Consider the following 17,558-nt stretch of genomic DNA (forward strand, 5'->3'; position numbering starts at 1 on the left):
TCAGAGCGTCTTCATGGTGACGTAGCTGCTCACCGTGGCGACGCCGGGCAGGTCGGCCAGCCGGTTGGCGTGGAAGTCCTCGTAGGCCGGCAGGTCGGCGACCTCGACCTGGAGCAGGTAGTCGTAGTTGCCGGTGACGTGGTGGACGTGGACCACCTCGGACAGCTGGACGACCGCGCGTTCGAACGCGGCCACGTCACCGCGGTTGTGCCGCATCAGGCGGACGCCCGCGAACACCCGGAGGCTGCGGCCGACCGCCGCCGGGTCGATCTCCGCCCGGTAGCCGCGGATCACCCCGCTCTCCTCCAGGCGGTGCACGCGCCGCAGGCACGGTGACGGCGACAGGCCGACCCGCGCGGCGAGCTCGGCGTTGCTGATCCGCCCGTGCTCTTCGAGCACGGAGAGGATGGACCGATCCACATCATCCATGGGGGCAGATTATTGCCCGTCTGCCCCTGGTTACCACAATCCGATGCCCCGCACCGGCGCAATTTCCTGCCGACGTTGCCAGGATCGGCTTACATCCACGCGCCGCCCGGCAAGACTTGTCCGCATCGCCAATCAGGGCAAAAGCCAACTTTTCCTGAAGGAGTTCTCTGATGAGGATCCTGCTCACCGGCGGCACCGTGGTCAGCATGGACCCGGCCGTCGGCGATCTCGAACGCGGTGACGTGCTGATCGAGGACGGTGTGATCGCCGCGGTGGCCGAGTCGGTCGACGCCCCGGACGCCGAGGTGATCGACGCGACCGACCGGATCGTCATGCCCGGCTTCGTCGACACCCACCGGCACACCTGGCAGACCGCGTTCCGCGGAGTCGGCGCGGACTGGACGTTCCCCGAGTGGGCGCAGGCGATGCACAGGACGCTCAAGCCCCGGTACCGACCCGAGGACGTCTACCTGGGCACCCTGCTGGGCCGCCTGGAAGCCCTGCACTCCGGGGTGACCACGATGCTCGACTGGTTCCACTGCGCGCAGAGCCCCGAGCACGCGGACGCCGGGGTCGCGGCGCTGCGGGACGCGCCGGGGCGGTCCGTCTTCTGCCACGGCGCGGGATGGGGCACCACCGGCTCGGTCGAGGCCGAGATCCGCCGCGTGCGGTCCGTGCTCTCCGGGGACGACGCGCTGCTCACCATGGCGTTCGGACTGCGCGGCGCGGAGGACACCTCCTTCGGCACCGTCGCCGCCGAGCTGGAGCTGGCGGCCGAACTCGGCCTGCGGAGCAGCCTGCACGTCGAGTCCGAGGGGATCCGGCGCCCGGTCGCCGACCTGCACGAGCACGGCCTGCTGCGGGACACCACGACGTTCGTGCACGCCAACGGGCTCGGCGACGACGAGCTGCGGATGCTCGCCGACGCCGGCGCCACCGTGTCCGTCAGCCCGGACGTCGAGCTGAAGATGGGGTTCGGGTGGCCGATGACCGGCCGGATGCTGGCCGCCGGCCTGCGCCCGACGCTCTCCGTGGACGACGTCCCGTCGGTCGGCGGCGACCTGTTCTCCACCATGCGCACCGCCTACGTCGTACAGCGCGGCCTGGACGGCGGCCTCGACTCCCGTGACCTGCTGGAGTTCGCCACCGTCGACGGCGCCCACGCCCTGGGCCTCGCCGCCCGCACCGGCAGCCTCACGCCCGGCAAGGACGCCGACGTGATCCTGCTGCGCACCGACGACCTCACCGTCTTCCCGGTCACCGACCCGGCCGCCACGGTCGTCGCCGCAGGTCACCCGGGCCTGGTCGACACGGTGCTCGTCGCGGGCCGGGTGGTCAAGCGCGACGGCGCCCTGGTGGACGTCGACCTGCGGGCGCTCCGTGCCCGCCTGCTGGCGTCCCGGGACCGGGTCGCGGCGGCGGCCGGCGTCCCGCTGGACGGCACCTGGCACCCGCAGCCGAAGACGGCGTGACCGTGACCGCAGCCGGGACGGTGCGCCGACCGTAAAAATCCGGCCGTTCCGGTGGCGAGAACCGGCCAGGACGGTGATGGTGGGCGGCGGGGAAATTTTTCGCGCGCAGGGAGAACCCGAGATGCCCGAAGTCACTACTCCGTACCCGACCGGGACCCCGTGCTGGGTCGATCTGATGGCGCAGGACCAGCAGGCCGCGCTGGACTTCTACCGTGACCTGTTCGGCTGGCAGGGCGAGGTCGGCGGGGCCGACTTCGGCGGCTACGCGGTCTGCACGCTTCAGGGCAAGCCGGTGGCCGGCATCGGCTCGGCCATGGCGCCCGAGGGGCAGCCGGAGCCGCCGACCGTCTGGACCACCTATCTGGCCAGCACCGACGCACAGGCCACCCAGGACACGATCGTCTCGGCGGGCGGCACGCTGATCGCCCCGGTGATGGACGTCGGCGACATCGGCCGGATGCTGATCGCCGCCGATCCGCAGGGCGCGGTGTTCGGGGTGTGGCAGCCGGGCGACTTCCACGGCGCGGGCGTGGTCAACGAGCCGGGCGCGCTGATCTGGAACGAGCTGAACACCAGCGACGTGCCCGGCGCCACCGGCTTCTACGGCGAGTCCTTCGGGATCGAGATCCAGCCGATGGAGGGCGCCGGCGGGAACTACTGGTCGCTGAACGTCGGCGACCGGGGCGTCGGCGGCGCCGCCCAGCTCGGCGACGACCGCCCCGGCGTCCCGCCGCACTGGCTCACCTACTTCGCGGTCGACGACGTCGACTCCACCGTGGACGCCCTGGTCAAGCGCAACGGCACGGTGTTCCAGCCGCCGTTCGAGATGATGGCCGGCCGCATGGCCGTGGTCGCCGACCCGCAGGGCGCGACCTTCGCGGTGTTCAAGCCGAAGCCCATGTGAGCCGCCGACGGCAGAGCAACACCTTCCCGAAAGCACCAGAACCCGGCCCCCTTCCGCTTTCCGAACCGCCCGGGATACCCCTGAGGTGACCGGCGGTACCGGAACGGAAGGGGACGGGGACATGGGGACCGGGCAGGCCGAGCACGGCTGGCGGGTGGACGGGCGCTGCACGAACTGCGACGTGGCGAGGCAGCTCGCCCCGGGGCTCGTCGGGGAAGTGGCGGGGCGCTCGGCCGTACTGCGCCAGCCCCGCGACGCGGCGGAGGCGAAGCTTCTGCACGCGGCGGCGCACGCCTGCCCCACCCGGTCCGTGCGGCCTCCGGGAGGGCGGCTCGACCCGGCACGGGACCCGTTCCCGATGCCCCTGGACGACACCGGCGCCGACACCGGCGCCGTGCTGCTGTGCGGGCACAACTCGCCGCACACCGCCGGAGCCAACTCCTACCTCCTGCGCCGCCCCGACGGTACGTCGATGTTGGTCGACACCCCCCGCTGGAGCCCGGCACTCGCCGCCCGCTACGAGGCGCCGGGGTCCGTCACCGACGTACTCCTCACCCACCGCGACCACGCCGCGCACGGCCGCCGCTACGCCGACCGGTTCGGCGCCCGGCTCTGGATCCACGAGGGCGACCTCGCCGCCGCCCCGGACGCCGACCGGGTCCTGCGCGGCACCGAACCGGCCGAGATCGCCGACGGCGTCCTCGCCCTCCCCTTCCCCGGGCACACCCGGGGCAGCGTGCTCTACCTCGCCGACGGGCGGTACTGCTTCAGCGGCGACAGCTTCTACTGGTCGCGTACGACGGCGGACGTCGAGGTGGTCGACAGCGTCACCTGGTACTCCGTCCGCGAACTGGCCGCCTCGCTGACCCGGGCCGCCACCGAGGGGCTGCGCTTCGAGTGGCTGCTGCCGGGACACGGCGACCGCCGTCACCTCCCCCACGAGGAAATGGCCGCGCGACTACGGCATCTGGCGGCCCGCACCCGCGAACTCCGGCCCCGTCCGGTGGACTTCACCGCAGTCCGCTGGTGAACCCCCGTCTCCCGGGTTCACCCCCCGTCCGGCGCCGCGCGGTGGTAGGACAGGGCTGCGTACCGGTCCCGCCGGCAAGGGGAGTTGGGCATGACGGCACAGAACATCGACGATGTCGTGGACGGACTCGCCGGGATCGTGCGGGAGGCCGAGCGCACGGGTGACCGGATCGGGTACTTCGCGGCGCTGTACCGGCAGGTGACCGTCGAGATACGCGCCGCCATACACAGCGGGCAGTTCGACGACGGCCCCCGCATGGACCGCTTCGACACGCTCTTCGGCAACCGCTACTTCGACGCGTACGACGCCTGGCGCCGGGACCGGAGCGGGCCGCGCTGCTGGCGCGAGACGTTCGGGCTGCTGGACGACGCCGACACGGTCATCGTCCAGCACCTGGTCCTCGGCGTGAACGCGCACATCAACCTCGACCTGGCGATCGCCGCCGCGGCGACCGTCCCGGACCAGGACATCCAGGTCCTGCGCCACGACTTCCTGCTGATCAACGACATCCTCGCGCGGGTGGTGCTGGCGGTGCAGGACTCCGTCGACGCCCTGTCGCCCCTGCTGTCGCTGCTGGACAAGGTCGGTGGCCGCACCGACGAGCGGATCCTCGACTTCAGCGTCCGCGAGTCCCGCCAGGAGGCCTGGTACAACGCCGTCCTGCTGGCCGGGCAGAACGAGGCGGAGCGCGCGGCCACCGTCGAACGGCTCGACACCCGGGCCACCGTGCTCGCCCGGCTGATCGCACGGCCCGGCGGCATCGTCCGCCCGGCCCTGGAACTGATCCGGCACACCGAGAGCGCCGACGTCCCGGCCGTCGTCCGTCACCTGGACAGCGCCGTGCAGGAGACCTCCACCGCCCGGCAGGGCACCACGGGGTGAGGCCCCCGGGCGACGGGCGGGGGTCAGCCGAGGACCGAGCCCGTGAGGTCGAGCGTCATCCGGTTACCCCAGTCGTTGGTGACGACCGTGTGCGGGCCCTCGTAGTGCACTCCGACGAACGGGTTGGAGTGGAACATCATGGCGACCCACCTCAGTGAACGGTCGGCGCCGAGGCGTGCCAGGTAGCCGATGTTGCCCATCCCGCCGCCCCCGCCGGACAGCCAACCCGATCCGTCCGGCAGCGGGCTCTCGAAGCAGGTGTCCACCCCGGTGACGCCGTGCGCCTCGATGGCCCGGGCCACGTCGAACGGTCCCCCGACGCGGAAGGGGACCGGCTGCCCGGCGTCAGGGTGGTAGGCCCCGGGACCCTCGACATACAGCTCCAGGCCGGTGTCGTCCGACCGGTACAGCCCGTCGTGAAACGGCATTTCGCCGGCCTTCCAGAGCCCTTCGACCCTTCCCACAGCCCACACCACCCGTCACTGCCAGGACCGCCACTCGTCCGGCGAGCCGCTCCCGGCCTCCGTTCGTGACCGCCTGGAGGAAGGCGGGGATGCAGGCCGGACCGCACCCCAGTATGCGCAGGACGAGGTCCCGGACGCAGACCGTCAGGAACACCGGCCCGCCCTCCGGTCACGATTGGATTTCGGCCATCGCCGGGGCCTTGCGCCATCGGCGTGTAATCGATTCCAATCCTCGGTACACGAAGTCGTGTAATCGATTCCACGAGGAGGTGGAGCGGCGATGGCGAGTATCAAGGACGTCGCCGCCGAGGCGGGCGTTTCCGTCGCCACGGTGTCCCGGGTCCTGAACGACCATCCGTCGGTCAGCGACGACGCCCGTACCCGCGTGCTGGCCGCCGTACAGGCGCTGGGCTACCGCCCGAACGCCGTCGCCCGCTCCCTGCGCACCGACCAGACCCGCACCCTCGGCCTGGTCATCAGCGACGTGATGAACCCCTACTTCACCGAGCTGGCCCGCTCGGTCGAGGAGGCGGCCCGCGCCCTCGGCTACAGCGTCATCATCGGCAACGCCGACGAGCGGCCGGAGCTCCAGGACCACCACGTACGGACGCTGCTCGACCGGCGGATCGACGGGCTGCTGGTCTCCCCCACCGACGGCGGCTCGCCGCTGATGCTGGAGGCGGCGCGGGCCGGGACGCCCATGGTGTTCGTCGACCGGTGGATCCCGGGCGTCGACGTGCCGGTGGTGCGGGCGGACGGGCGGGCCGCGATCCGCGACCTCGTCGCCCACCTGTGCGGGCTGGGGCACCGGCGGGTCGCGATCATCGCCGGGCCGGCGGCCACCACCACCGGCAGCGAACGTGTCCAGGCCTTCCGCGAGGCCCTCGCCGAGTACGGCGTCCCCCTCCCCGACGCCTACATAGGCCAGGGCGACTTCCAGGCCGAGAGCGGGCGGCGGGTCACCGAGGGGTTCCTCGACCTGCCCGAGCCGCCCGAGGTCGTGTTCGCCACGGACAACCTGATGGCGCTGGGGGCACTGGACGCGGTGCGCGCGCGGGGGCTTCGGGTGCCAGGTGACATGGCACTGGCCGCCTTCGACGACATCCCCTGGTTCGTGCACACCGACCCGCCCGTCACCGCCATCGCCCAGCCCACCGGCGAACTCGGCCGGGCCGCCGTACGCGCGCTGGTCGACCGCATCGAGGGCCGGCCGCCCAGGTCCGTCACCCTCCCCGCCCGGCTCGTCGTCCGCCGTTCGTGCGGCGAGGGCCGCGGCGAGATCCCCGACCCCCACCCCCCGCAGTCCCCCACCCCTGTGCAAAGGAGCACGTCGTGAGCAACCCGGACGAGTTGCTGCGTATCGAGGGCATACGGAAGTCCTTCCCCGGCGTGGTCGCGCTCGACGGCGTCGACTTCGACCTGCGCCGGGGCGAGGTGCACGTACTCCTCGGTGAGAACGGCGCGGGCAAGAGCACCCTCATCAAGATGCTCTCCGGCGCCTACACCCCCGACGCGGGGCGGATCCTGGCCGGCGGCGAGGAGGTGCGCATCCATGGTGCGCAGGACTCCGAGCGGCTCGGGATCGCCACCATCTACCAGGAGTTCAACCTCGTACCCGACCTCACGGTCGCCGAGAACATCTTCCTGGGGCGGCAGCCGCGCCGCTTCGGGATGATCGACCGGAAGCGGATGGAGGCCGACGCCGAGGTCCTGCTGACGCGGGTCGGCGTGAACGTGTCGCCACGCGCGCGGGTCCGTGAACTCGGTATCGCCCGCCTCCAGATGGTCGAGATCGCCAAGGCGCTCAGCCTGGACGCGCGCGTGCTCATCATGGACGAGCCGACCGCCGTGCTCACCTCGGAGGAGGTGGAGAAGCTCTTCACGATCGTGCGCCAGCTGCGCGCGGACGGGGTCGGGATCGTCTTCATCACGCACCACCTGGAGGAGATCGCCGCCCTCGGGGACCGGGTCACCGTCATCCGTGACGGGAAGAGCGTGGGCCAGGTGCCCGCCGTCACCCCGCAGGAGGAGCTGGTCCGGCTGATGGTCGGGCGGTCCATCGAGCAGCAGTACCCGCGGGAGCGGGGCGAGGCCGGTGCGGCGCTGCTGTCCGTGGAGGGGCTGACCCGGGACGGCGTCTTCCACGACGTGAGCTTCGAGGTGCACGCCGGGGAGGTCGTCGGCATCGCCGGGCTCGTGGGCGCGGGCCGTACGGAGGTCGTACGGGCCGTGTTCGGGGCCGATCCGTACGACAAGGGGGCCGTGAAGGTCTCCGGTGCGGCGCTGCGGCGGCACGACGTCAACGCGGCCATGACCGCCGGGATCGGGCTCGTCCCCGAGGACCGCAAGGGGCAGGGGCTGGTGCTTGACGCCTCCGTCGAGGAGAACCTCGGCCTTGTGACGCTGCGCAAGGCGACCCGGGCCGGGATCGTCGACCTCAGGGGGCAGCATGTGGCCGCCGAGCGGATCGCCGGGCAGCTGGGCGTGCGGATGGCCGGGCTCGGCCAGCACGTGCGGACGCTGTCCGGCGGCAACCAGCAGAAGGTCGTCATCGGCAAGTGGCTGCTCGCCGACACCAAGGTGCTGATCCTCGACGAGCCGACGCGCGGCATCGACGTCGGCGCCAAGGTCGAGATCTACCAGCTGATCAACGAACTCACGGCCGCCGGGGCCGCCGTGCTGATGATCTCCAGCGATCTGCCGGAGGTCCTCGGGATGAGCGACCGGGTGCTGGTGATGGCCCAGGGCCGGATCGCGGGCGAACTGGCCGCGGAGGACGCCACCCAGGACGCCGTCATGTCCCTCGCCGTGAGCACCCCCACCACGACTGACAAGACCGACAAGGAGGCCGGACGTGGCCACTGACACGCTCAAGAGCGGGAACGCGGGCGCCGGTGGCGTCTCCGGCGTGCGCCGGCTGCTCCTCGACAACGGCGCGCTCACCGCGCTGATCGTTCTCGTCATCGCCATGTCGGCGCTGTCCGGGGACTTCCTCACCACCGACAACCTGCTCAACGTCGGCGTCCAGGCGGCCGTGACGGCCATCCTGGCGTTCGGCGCGACGTTCGTGATCGTCGCGGCGGGCATCGACCTGTCGGTCGGCTCGGTGGCGGCCCTGTCGGCCACCGTGCTGGCGTGGAGCGCCACCTCGCACGGGGTGCCGGTGTTCCTGGCCGTCGTCCTCGCGGTCGCCACCGGCATCGCGGCCGGTCTCGTCAACGGTTTCCTCATTGCCTACGGCAAGCTGCCGCCGTTCATCGCGACGCTCGCGATGCTGTCGGTGGGGCGCGGTCTGGCGCTGGTGATCTCCGGGGGCTCCCCGATCGCCTTCCCCGACTCGGTCTCGCACCTCGGTGACACCCTCGGCGGCTGGCTGCCGGTGCCGGTGCTGGTCATGGTCCTGATGGGGCTGATCGCGGCCTTCGTGCTCGGCCGGACCTACATCGGGCGCTCGATGTACGCGATCGGCGGCAACGAGGAGGCCGCCCGGCTGTCCGGGCTGCGGGTGAACAAGCAGAAGCTCGCCATCTACGCGCTGTCCGGGCTGTTCGCGGCCGTCGCCGGCATCGTGCTGGCCGCCCGGCTGTCCTCGGCGCAGCCGCAGGCCGCCAACGGCTACGAACTGGACGCCATCGCGGCGGTCGTGATCGGCGGTGCCTCGCTGGCCGGCGGCACCGGCAAGGCGTCCGGCACGCTGATCGGCGCGCTGATCCTCGCGGTGCTGCGCAACGGCCTCAACCTGCTCAACGTCTCGGCGTTCTGGCAGCAGGTCGTCATCGGCGTCGTCATCGCGCTGGCCGTCCTCCTGGACACCCTGCGCCGCAAGGCCGGGGCCACCCCGCTCGCCGCCGGCACCGGGGGCAGCAAGGGGAAGCAGGCCGGGACGTACGCGCTGGCCGCGGCCGTCACGGTGGCCCTGGTGGCCGCGACCTCGCTGCTCCACACGGGCTCCTCGTCGAGCAACCCGAAGATCGGCCTGTCCCTGTCCACCCTCAACAACCCGTTCTTCGTGCAGATCCGGGCCGGTGCCCAGGCCGAGGCGAAGAAGCAGGGCGTGGACCTGACCGTCACCGACGCCCAGAACGACGCCTCGCAGCAGGCCAACCAGCTCCAGAACTTCACCAGTTCGGGGCTGGGCGCGATCATCGTCAACCCGGTCGACTCGGACGCGGCGAGCAACTCGGTGAAGGCCGCCGACAAGGCGGACATCCCGGTCATCGCCGTCGACCGTGGCGTCAACAACGCGAAGACGGCGACGCTGGTCGCCTCCGACAACGTCACCGGCGGTGAGCTGGCCGCGAAGACGATCGCGGAGAAGCTCGGCGGCCAGGGCAAGATCGTGATCCTGCAGGGCCAGGCCGGCACCTCCGCCGCCCGGGAGCGGGCGCAGGGCTTCGCCAACGGCCTGAAGGCCTACCCCGGTATCCAGGTGGTGGCCCAGCAGCCGGCCGACTTCGACCGCACCAAGGGCCTCGACGTGATGTCGAACCTGCTCCAGGCCCACCCGGACGTCCAGGGCGTCATCGCCGCCAACGACGAGATGGCCCTCGGCGCCATCAAGGCGCTGGGTTCCAAGGCCGGTTCGTCGGTCTCGGTGATCGGCTTCGACGGCACCCCGGACGGCCTGACCGCGGTGAAGAACGGCACGCTGTACGCGTCGGTGGCCCAGCAGCCCAGCCAGCTCGGGAAGATCGCCGTGGACAACGCGCTGAAGGCCGTCAAGGACCAGAAGATCCCGTCGGCGATCAAGGTGCCGGTGAAGGTGGTCACGAAGGACAACGTGGCCGGTTTTACGGGCTGAGACACCAGGGAGGCGGCCGGGCGGTTGAATTGAGCCCCCGGCCGCCTCGCTCCGTCCGCCGCCCAGCCGTCCAGCCGCCTGGTCCGTCCAGTCCGTTTAGGGAGTCAACCGATGTACGACTACGACCTCCTGGTCGTGGGTTCGGCCAACGCCGACCTGGTGATCCGTGTCGAGCGGCGGCCGGGCGCGGGTGAGACCGTGCTCGGCGGCGACCTCGCCACGCACCCCGGCGGCAAGGGTGCCAACCAGGCGGTCGCGGCTGCCCGGCTCGGTGCCCGTACCGCCCTGCTGGCCCGGGTCGGCGACGACGCGCACGGCAGGCTGCTGCTCGACTCGCAGCGGGCGGCGGGTGCGGACACGGTGGGCGTGCTGGTGGGCGGGGCGCCGACGGGGGTCGCCCTCATCACCGTGGATCCCTCCGGGGACAACAGCATCGTCGTCTCGCCGGGCGCGAACGGCCGTCTCACGCCGGCGGACGTGCAGGCCGCGGTCAGTCTCTTCCACGCCTCCCGGGTGGTCTCCGCGCAGCTGGAGATCCCGCTGGAGACGGTGCTGGAGGTCGTACGGAACCTGGCCCCCGGCAGCCGATTCGTCCTCAACCCCTCCCCGCCGCAGCCCCTCCCCGGTGAGGTCCTCGCGGCCTGCGACCCGCTGATCGTGAACGAGCACGAGGCGCGGGTGATCCTCGGCGAGGCGTGCGTGAGCGAGGAACCGGCCGACTGGGCGCGGCTGCTGCTCGCCAAGGGCCCGAGGTCGGTGGTGGTGACGCTGGGCGCGGAGGGTGCGCTGGTGGCCGACGGCGACGGGGTCTCGCACGTCCCCTCCGTGAAGGTGGACGCGGTGGACACGACCGGCGCCGGGGACGCGTTCACGGCGGCGCTCGCGGTACGGCTCGGGGCGGGCGCGTCGCTCGCCGAGGCGGCGGCGTACGCGGCACGGGTCGGGGCGGCGGCGGTGACGAAGCGGGGTGCGCAGGAGTCGTACCCGACGGCGGCGGAGGTCGGGGCGCTGTGAAGAAGGCCGGGATCCTCAATCGTCATCTCTCCCGTGCGCTCGCCGAGTTGGGGCACGGGCACGGGGTGCTGGTGTGCGACGCCGGGATGCCGATCCCGAAGGGGCCGCGGGTCGTGGACCTCGCCTTCCGGGCCGGGGTGCCGTCCTTCGCGGAGGTGCTGGAGGGGCTGCTGGCCGAGCTGGTCGTGGAGGGCGCGACGGCGGCGACGGAGATGCACGGGGCCAACCCGGCCGCCGCCGCACTCCTCGACGGCCACTTCCCCGACCTGGCCCTCGTCCCGCACGAGCGGCTGAAGGACCTGTCGGCGGACGCGCACCTGGTCGTACGCACCGGCGAGGCCCGGCCGTACGCGAACGTGCTGCTGCGGTGCGGGGTGTTCTTCTAGCGCGGCTACGGCTCCGGGCACACCAGCGGCACGCCGTACCGCTTCTCCTCGGCCGGAACCCCGTGTCCGGCACGCACCCGGACATGCTTCGAGGGGGCCCGGTCCGTCGACCGAACCCCCTCGGCTTTCCCCTCCGTATCAGAACCCCCGCGATCCCCCCGGATCCCCCTCCGAAAGCCCTGACGCCAAGTAGACCGGCGGGGTGGGGGGAGGGTTGTACGCCGGTTGAAGATTTTTTCGCGGCCGTCGTACCCAGGGGCATGCCCCCGGGAGCATGCGAGGAGGTGCGGGTGCGGGCGTCGGCGAGCAGGTGGTCGTGGTGGACATCTTCCGGGTCCGGGACGGCAAGGTCGTCGAGCACTGGGACGTCATCCAGCCGGTCCCGGAGACGTCGGCCAACGACAACACCGTGCTCTACGTTCTAGGCGAATTAACGACAATCTAAGAGAACCGCCAGGACAGGCCACCCATAGGATCCATAGGATTCGGCGAACGCGCAGGCGTCCCGACGACACCTGCCCCACCCCGGATCGGACGGGGTGGGGCAGGCTCTCGGGGAAGCCGGTCAGGGGAAACCGACTATTCAGCCGCGGCGCGCCGCGGGCGGATTCAGCGGACCGTGACGGACACGTTCTTGGAGACGGCGCTGCCGTCCTTGACGCGCAGGACCTCGACGCCCTTCTTGTCGAACTTGTCGGTCAGCTTGTAGGCCGCCTTGGAGACCTTCGCGGTCGCGGGCAGCGACACCCACTTCTTGCCGTCCTTGACCTGGAGGGTCACCTTGCTGCCCTCCTTGACGCCGTCGACCTTGCCGGTGAAGGTGACGACATCGCCCAGGCGGACGGTGCCGGCGCTCGCCTTGAGGGTGATGGAGGGAGCCGGGGCCGGGGCGGCGACAGCGGCGGTGGCACCGGCGGCGACGAGGGCGGCGGAGGCCACGGCGACGGTGGCGATACGCATGTTCACAGAGAACTCCTTGGTTATCAATTGCCTTTTCCAACCGCAATCCCGGGCCATTTGCTCGCCCTTGCGGCTGACTCGAATCCTATAGACACGAGCAGGCAGGGCGCGGTTCCAACCGAATGGAAAAAACCTGAACTGACAGGTGAAACACAGCAAATTGAAAAAGGCCGTAACCCGTGAACAGGGAATATAAAAAAGACCTGTGTGAAGAAGTCCTCACACAGGTGCCGTCAGCCCTCCAGCCGGACCGGCATCAGAAGCGAGAAGGCGCTCTCGTCGTCGGGTCGGCGGATCGTGATCGGCGCGGTGGGCGCGCCGAACTCCAGAACCAGTCGGTCGCGGGCCCCGGAGGCCAGCGCGGCAAGCGCGGCCAGCAGGAACTCGCGGTTGACGGCGACGCGGTTCGGGTCTTCACCGGCATCGGCCCCGTCGGCATCGGCGCAGAGGGTCACCGCGCCGTCGTCCGCCACCCCGAGCACGCTGAGATCGGGCGCCCCGGCCTCCCCGGAGCGGACGGGCCCCGTCTCCAGGGCCCGCCGGAAGGCCGCCACCTCGACGACCGCACGGCGGCCACCGGCCCGGGGCAGGAGACGGTGGTAGTCGGGGAACTCGTGGGCGAGACACCGGCCGGCCGTCTGCCGGTCCCCGGCCTCCAACGTCACACGGTCACCGTCGAGCGAGAGTCGCACCGGCCCCTCGCCGTCCGACAGTGCTCGCATCGCGTCGGCGAGCGGGCCGGGTACGACGACCTGCACCCGGCCCCCGTCATGCCCGGCGACGCCGACCCGTGCGAACGCCATTCGGTACCGGTCGGTGGCCACGACACGCAGGCTCTCGCCCTCGACGTCGAACAGCACACCGCCGAGCATCGGCAGTGCGGGGTCGGTGCTCACCGCGAAACGGACCGCGTCCAGCGCGGCTGCCAGTTCCGGCGCGGCGACGGACAGCCGGACGGCGGGGATACGGAGCGAGGTCATGACGTTCTCCCGGTGATCGAGTAGTGCGCGGAGCGCGGAGAACTCGCTGCGGGCGTCGGACAGCCCCAGTTCGAGACGGCGCAGGTGCGCCTTGAACAGTTCCCGGACCAGATCGGTGTCCGCACCGGACCAACTGGCCAGCACCAGCCGGATGTCCGCCAGCGGCATCCCGGCCCGGCGCAGACGGGCCAGCAGCCGGGCCTCCTCCAACTGCTCCGGCTCGTACCAGCGATAACCGCTCACCGGATCCACCCAGGTCGGGACCAGCACACCGGCCCGGTCGTAGAACCGCAGGGCACTCACGCCCAGGCCGCTGTCGCGGGCCAGCTCCCCGATGCTGCGCATGTCGTTCTCCACACCCGGCACTCTGGGCCCTGCACAAGGTCGAGGGTCAACCACGCGGCAGCCGCGCGCCCCTGCTCTCGGCGACACGCTTGACGTCCCGCAGCGATTCGCTCAGCCGCCGGGCCAGGTAACGGAGTTCCTCGGCGGTCAGCCGCTGCTCGGCGAGGAGTTCGGCCGCGTGGTCGAGCAGGTCGTCCGCCATAGCGAGGTGCACACTCTCGATCCGGTCGGCGAGCCGGGAGACGTATCCCGTCCCGTCGCCCACGAGATACCCCGGTTTGCCGTCCGCGCCGGTCCACGGAAGCAGACGCCCGTTCACGCGTAGATCTCCACGTGGTCGAGATAAGGCCGGACGAGCGGGCTGTCCTCGCCGCGCAAGGGGGCTTCACGGCCGACGTACGGGCACGAGTACGGGTATGTGTACGCGAGCGGCACGACCGCCCTGCGGCGCCGTCGCCCGCGAGCGGGCAGGAGGAACCGGAGCAACGGCTCGACCAGCCGGGCCAGGAGATGCGTCATGCCGACCTGCTTTCTCACCTGCGGTGACTTCACTGTGTGGCGATTCCCTCACAGAGTGGGGTCGGGAGTGGCTACGCTTCCAGGGGCGGGGACTTGACAGAGCCTTTGTCAGGAACGGGAGTTGGCCGCATGAGCGAGCGCCAGAAGCCTCGGACGCAACGGGAGAAGTACGGGGAGGAGCTGAGGCTGCGGCGGACGACCGCCGGTCTCACCCAGGAGGAACTGGGCGAGCTGGTCGTGTGCTCGCCCACGCTGATCAGCCACTTCGAGGCGGGAAGGCGGCTGCCGAAGCCGGATGACGCGCGCCGGATCGACCGGGCCATCAAGACGGACGGGTTCTTCGAACGGTGGCTGCAGGACCTGGACTCGAAGTACAACGACTATTTCGCGGCCGTGGCCGAGCTGGAGCAACAGGCGACGGTGATCCAGCAGTTCGCGCTGTCGTTGGTTCCCGGCGTGTTCCAGACCGAGGACTACGCAAGTGCACTCTTCCGCGCGTACCGGCCGACCTATGTGGCTGAGGAACTTGACGGGTTCCTCGTCAACCGAACAAAACGCCGCCGAATCCTCGACGGCCCCGACCAGCCGGTCATCTGGACGCTACTCGACGAGTCGGTGTTGCGGCGCCACGTCGGCGGCGCCCAGGTCATGGCCGTACAGTTGCACAAGATCGCGGACATGGCCGAGGCGGGGCGACTACGGCTTCATGTGCTTCCGTACGGTGTCGGAGCACACGCTCTCCTGCAGAGCTACCTCACGCTCATGAGCTTTGAGGACTCCGCCCCTGTGGCCTACGTCGAAGGCTTTCTCACCGGCAACTTGATGGACGATCCGGCGCTGGTGAGTGCCAGCCAGACGGCCTACGCTCTGGCCTTGAGCGACGCGTTGTCGCACCAGCAGTCACTTGCCGTCGTCAGAGCGGCAGCGGAGGAACACGCACATGGCCAGCAGTGAGCCCATCGCCACCGGGTGGTACAAGTCCAGCTACAGCGGTGGCACCAACGACGACTGCCTGGAGATCGCCCGCGGTCACGTCACCGTCCCCGTGCGCGACAGCAAGGCCGGTTCCACCGGCCCCGCGCTGGTGTTCTCGGCGGGCGGCTGGGCCGCGTTCGTAGGGGCCGTGCGGGACGGGCATCTCAGTAGCTGACGCCCCGGAAGTGCAGGAAAGCGGTGCGCAGTTCGGGGTCGCGGAGGAGGGCGAGGGTCTCCGCCTCCGCCACGAACAGGGCATCGGCCGCCGGGTGGCCGGACTGGTGGAACATGGCGACGAGCACATCGATGAGGGGGCGGTTCCAGGCGACCCGGACGATCTCCGTCGCCTTGTCGCGTTGCCCCTTGTCCATGGCTATGCGCCACAGCTCGATGGAGTGCCTGGCCGTGGCGTAGGCATCCACGCGCCCCTTGACCAGGACGGCTCGCGCGTTGAGGCCGAACACCTCGATGCAGGCCCGTCCCCGGTCGGTCAGGCCCCGGTACGTGCCGAGCGGGAGCACCAGCCGTAGATGGTCCAAGGGGTCCTCGGCTGTCGGGTCGACGAGCAGGGGGCTGCCGTCGGCCCCGGTGGGGAAGAGGTTCCGCTTCTGGTTGCTGTTGCAGAACGAACAGGCGAGCAGGTGGTTGAGCCAGTCGAAGGTACGCAGCGGGGCGAGGCTCTTCGGCTCGAAGTGGTCGATGTCGGTGCCCTGGCCGTCACCGCAGTACATGCAGCGTTCGTGGCCGGGTGCCATCTCCGCGAGCCCCATGAGAAGTGCGGGACGGACCCGCCGACGGCTCTCCCAGAGTTCCTTCGCCCTGTCCTTGCGTTCCTTCTCCGTGGCCTGCTGCCGGATGTCGTCGGTGTAGTCCCTGAGCCGTTCCGTCGTGGCCGCCGGCAGAACGGCACGCCGAAGCCGGATCACTCCGCTTCGTCCTTGATCTCCTCCGCGATCCGTTGGAGGTGCGCGCTCACCTCGTCCACCCGGGCCGACGGCGAGCTGGCGAGCCGTTCCTTGAGCTCCCGGTAGCGGGCGAGCGCCTCCGCCGACGGGACCCCGTCGTAGATCTCCGCCTCCAGCTCCACGAACTCGGCCCTCGCCTGCTCGGCCCGCTCGGAGTAGGGCGTGTCGAGACCGAAGAGGTCGGAGAGGACGGCGTCGTCGCCGCTGCCGTACACCACCCGGTCGTACAGCTCCTGGTCGATGACCTCGGGCGGGCGGGCCTCGTCCACGCCGGGCAGCCGGATCAGGCCGCCGGGGTCGGCCGCCTGGCAGATGTAGGGGCTGTGCGTGGTGACGATGAACTGGATACGCGGGAAGTGGGCGGTCAGCCAGGGGCCGATCCGGCGCTGCCAGGACACGTGCAGATGGGCGTCGATCTCGTCGATGATGACGACGCCGGGGGCCGTCACCGTAGCCGACCCGAATCCGCCCTCCCGGAAGTCGGGCTCCCACATGTGCTCACCGAACACGTCGTGCAGTTGCTTGAGGATGTCGACGACAAGCGCCGCCACCGTACGGAACCCGTCGCTCATCTCCCGCAGCGGGAAGCGGCTGTCCCGCCGCTCCACCCACAGCCCCTCCGAGTCGACGTCGTTGATCCGGTACCCGTCCGGCAGCAGCCCGTCTCCGAGCAGCAGCAGAGCGAACGCCTTCAGCTCCCGCGCACCCCATCTGCCCTCCAGCCCGCGCAGATGCTGCTCGATCAGCCAGGTGACCCCCTCGGCGAGTGAGGCGTCCTCATGGAAGAGGCTCGTGTGCCGGGCCACGGGCCCCGACGCCAGCATCAGCCGCTGTACCTCGCCCGAGCCGCCGGCCATCCGCCGGAACGGCCCGTAGGCCGCGGAGAACCAGCCCGCGGGATTGTCCGCCCACGGACCACGGCGGGCGATGCTCGTCTGCCCTCTGGTGTACTTGATCTCGTCGAGTCCGGGCAGGGGGGTACCCCGGCGGACCGGAACCCTGCCCGCGAAGCCGTCGCGGGGCGTTTTCCAACGCAACCCGGCCCGGAAGGGACCGGCGGGCGGGCGGCCCTGCGAGAAGCGGTCGTGCCCCGTGTCCCGGCTGATCTCGACCTCGACCTCACCCGCCGTGCTCTGCTCACTCACCCAGTTCTCGAACACCGGCACCAGACTGCGGGCCACCCCCGGCCCGCTGAGCGCCAGCGCCATCGCCCGCAGCAGCGTCGTCTTGCCCGAGCCGTTGCGCCCCGCGAGCACCGTCCATCCAGCGTGACTTCCGTCGGGGCGGGTCAGCGTGAGGTCGACTTCGCGGGGGCCGTGGAAGGACTTGATGTCCTTCACGATGATCCGGCTGACGTACATGGTCGTCGGCGTCCGTTCGCTCGGGTGTCACACCCGATCCTAGGGCCGTGGCCTGCCCGGCAGTGCGGGAA

At 70.9% G+C, this 17,558-nt stretch carries 19 protein-coding genes; 11 read left to right on the top strand and 8 right to left on the bottom strand.

Annotation, left to right across the window (positions count from 1 at the left end):
- Window positions 1–429, bottom strand: coding sequence for an Lrp/AsnC family transcriptional regulator (locus AB0D74_RS10370; RefSeq protein WP_362582776.1), 429 nt, complete (start codon window positions 427–429; stop codon window positions 1–3).
- Between the two features lie 170 nt (window positions 430–599).
- Between AB0D74_RS10370 and AB0D74_RS10375 the strand changes: the two genes are divergently transcribed.
- The 4 genes from AB0D74_RS10375 (at window position 600) to AB0D74_RS10390 (ending at window position 4,717) form a co-directional block, all read left to right on the top strand.
- Window positions 600–1,901: an amidohydrolase family protein gene (locus tag AB0D74_RS10375; RefSeq protein WP_362582779.1), complete on the top strand. Its 1,302-nt coding sequence runs from the start codon at window positions 600–602 to the stop codon at window positions 1,899–1,901.
- A gap of 121 nt (window positions 1,902–2,022) precedes the next feature.
- The gene (locus AB0D74_RS10380; protein WP_362582782.1) at window positions 2,023–2,805 is read left to right on the top strand and encodes a VOC family protein; all 783 of its coding nucleotides are present in this window, start codon (window positions 2,023–2,025) and stop codon (window positions 2,803–2,805) included.
- 121 nt (window positions 2,806–2,926) lie between these two features.
- Entirely contained in the window at window positions 2,927–3,835 is a 909-nt protein-coding gene (locus tag AB0D74_RS10385; protein ID WP_362582785.1) for an MBL fold metallo-hydrolase, read from the top strand.
- 90 nt (window positions 3,836–3,925) lie between these two features.
- Window positions 3,926–4,717: a DUF5995 family protein gene (locus AB0D74_RS10390; RefSeq protein ID WP_362582789.1), complete on the top strand. Its 792-nt coding sequence runs from the start codon at window positions 3,926–3,928 to the stop codon at window positions 4,715–4,717.
- A gap of 23 nt (window positions 4,718–4,740) precedes the next feature.
- Here the strand turns inward: AB0D74_RS10390 and AB0D74_RS10395 are convergent, their stop codons facing one another.
- Window positions 4,741–5,145 carry a hypothetical protein gene (locus tag AB0D74_RS10395; RefSeq protein ID WP_362582792.1) on the bottom strand — a complete coding sequence of 135 codons (405 nt, stop codon included), beginning with the start codon at window positions 5,143–5,145 and terminating at the stop codon, window positions 4,741–4,743.
- Between the two features lie 316 nt (window positions 5,146–5,461).
- On the opposite strand from AB0D74_RS10395, the gene AB0D74_RS10400 reads away from it, so the two are divergent.
- The 5 genes from AB0D74_RS10400 to rbsD all read left to right on the top strand — a co-directional run bounded on the left by AB0D74_RS10400 (window position 5,462) and on the right by rbsD (window position 11,382).
- The gene (locus AB0D74_RS10400; RefSeq protein WP_362582795.1) at window positions 5,462–6,517 is read left to right on the top strand and encodes a LacI family DNA-binding transcriptional regulator; all 1,056 of its coding nucleotides are present in this window, start codon (window positions 5,462–5,464) and stop codon (window positions 6,515–6,517) included.
- Window positions 6,514–8,046 carry a sugar ABC transporter ATP-binding protein gene (locus tag AB0D74_RS10405; RefSeq protein WP_362582798.1) on the top strand — a complete coding sequence of 511 codons (1,533 nt, stop codon included), beginning with the start codon at window positions 6,514–6,516 and terminating at the stop codon, window positions 8,044–8,046. The genes AB0D74_RS10400 and AB0D74_RS10405 overlap by 4 nt, the downstream gene beginning before the upstream one ends.
- A complete protein-coding gene (locus tag AB0D74_RS10410) occupies window positions 8,036–9,982 on the top strand; it encodes a substrate-binding domain-containing protein (RefSeq protein WP_362582801.1) in 1,947 nt (648 codons plus the stop codon). Before AB0D74_RS10405 ends, AB0D74_RS10410 begins: the two co-directional genes overlap by 11 nt.
- A 111-nt stretch (window positions 9,983–10,093) precedes the next feature.
- Window positions 10,094–10,996, top strand: coding sequence for a ribokinase (locus AB0D74_RS10415; protein WP_362582804.1), 903 nt, complete (start codon window positions 10,094–10,096; stop codon window positions 10,994–10,996).
- Window positions 10,993–11,382 (top strand): D-ribose pyranase, encoded by a 390-nt coding sequence (gene rbsD / locus AB0D74_RS10420; RefSeq protein ID WP_362582806.1) that lies wholly within the window; start codon window positions 10,993–10,995, stop codon window positions 11,380–11,382. Before AB0D74_RS10415 ends, rbsD begins: the two co-directional genes overlap by 4 nt.
- Window positions 11,383–11,991: 609 nt before the next feature.
- On the opposite strand, the gene AB0D74_RS10425 is transcribed toward rbsD, so the two are convergent.
- The 4 genes from AB0D74_RS10425 to AB0D74_RS10440 all read right to left on the bottom strand — a co-directional run bounded on the left by AB0D74_RS10425 (window position 11,992) and on the right by AB0D74_RS10440 (window position 14,186).
- Window positions 11,992–12,342, bottom strand: a complete 351-nt coding sequence (locus AB0D74_RS10425; protein WP_362582808.1) for a hypothetical protein — start codon at window positions 12,340–12,342, stop codon at window positions 11,992–11,994.
- 233 nt (window positions 12,343–12,575) lie between these two features.
- Window positions 12,576–13,667 carry a MerR family transcriptional regulator gene (locus AB0D74_RS10430; RefSeq protein ID WP_362582813.1) on the bottom strand — a complete coding sequence of 364 codons (1,092 nt, stop codon included), beginning with the start codon at window positions 13,665–13,667 and terminating at the stop codon, window positions 12,576–12,578.
- Between the two features lie 46 nt (window positions 13,668–13,713).
- Window positions 13,714–13,986: a hypothetical protein gene (locus AB0D74_RS10435; RefSeq protein ID WP_362582816.1), complete on the bottom strand. Its 273-nt coding sequence runs from the start codon at window positions 13,984–13,986 to the stop codon at window positions 13,714–13,716.
- On the bottom strand, window positions 13,983–14,186 hold the full coding sequence (locus AB0D74_RS10440) for a hypothetical protein (protein ID WP_362582819.1): 204 nt from the start codon (window positions 14,184–14,186) through the stop codon (window positions 13,983–13,985). The genes AB0D74_RS10435 and AB0D74_RS10440 overlap by 4 nt, the downstream gene beginning before the upstream one ends.
- A 129-nt stretch (window positions 14,187–14,315) precedes the next feature.
- On the opposite strand from AB0D74_RS10440, the gene AB0D74_RS10445 reads away from it, so the two are divergent.
- Complete coding sequence (locus tag AB0D74_RS10445) at window positions 14,316–15,140, top strand: helix-turn-helix transcriptional regulator (RefSeq protein WP_362582822.1); 825 nt, start codon at window positions 14,316–14,318, stop codon at window positions 15,138–15,140.
- Complete coding sequence (locus tag AB0D74_RS10450) at window positions 15,127–15,336, top strand: DUF397 domain-containing protein (protein ID WP_362582826.1); 210 nt, start codon at window positions 15,127–15,129, stop codon at window positions 15,334–15,336. Before AB0D74_RS10445 ends, AB0D74_RS10450 begins: the two co-directional genes overlap by 14 nt.
- Here AB0D74_RS10450 and AB0D74_RS10455 read toward each other — a convergent pair.
- Window positions 15,326–16,087 (bottom strand): HNH endonuclease, encoded by a 762-nt coding sequence (locus tag AB0D74_RS10455; RefSeq protein WP_362582829.1) that lies wholly within the window; start codon window positions 16,085–16,087, stop codon window positions 15,326–15,328. The genes AB0D74_RS10450 and AB0D74_RS10455 overlap by 11 nt on opposite strands.
- On the bottom strand, window positions 16,084–17,487 hold the full coding sequence (locus AB0D74_RS10460; RefSeq protein ID WP_362582832.1) for an AAA family ATPase: 1,404 nt from the start codon (window positions 17,485–17,487) through the stop codon (window positions 16,084–16,086). The genes AB0D74_RS10455 and AB0D74_RS10460 overlap by 4 nt, the downstream gene beginning before the upstream one ends.
- Between the last annotated feature and the right edge of the window lie 71 nt (window positions 17,488–17,558).

Source organism: Streptomyces sp. NPDC048278, assembly GCF_040652195.1.
Taxonomy (GTDB): domain Bacteria; phylum Actinomycetota; class Actinomycetes; order Streptomycetales; family Streptomycetaceae; genus Streptomyces.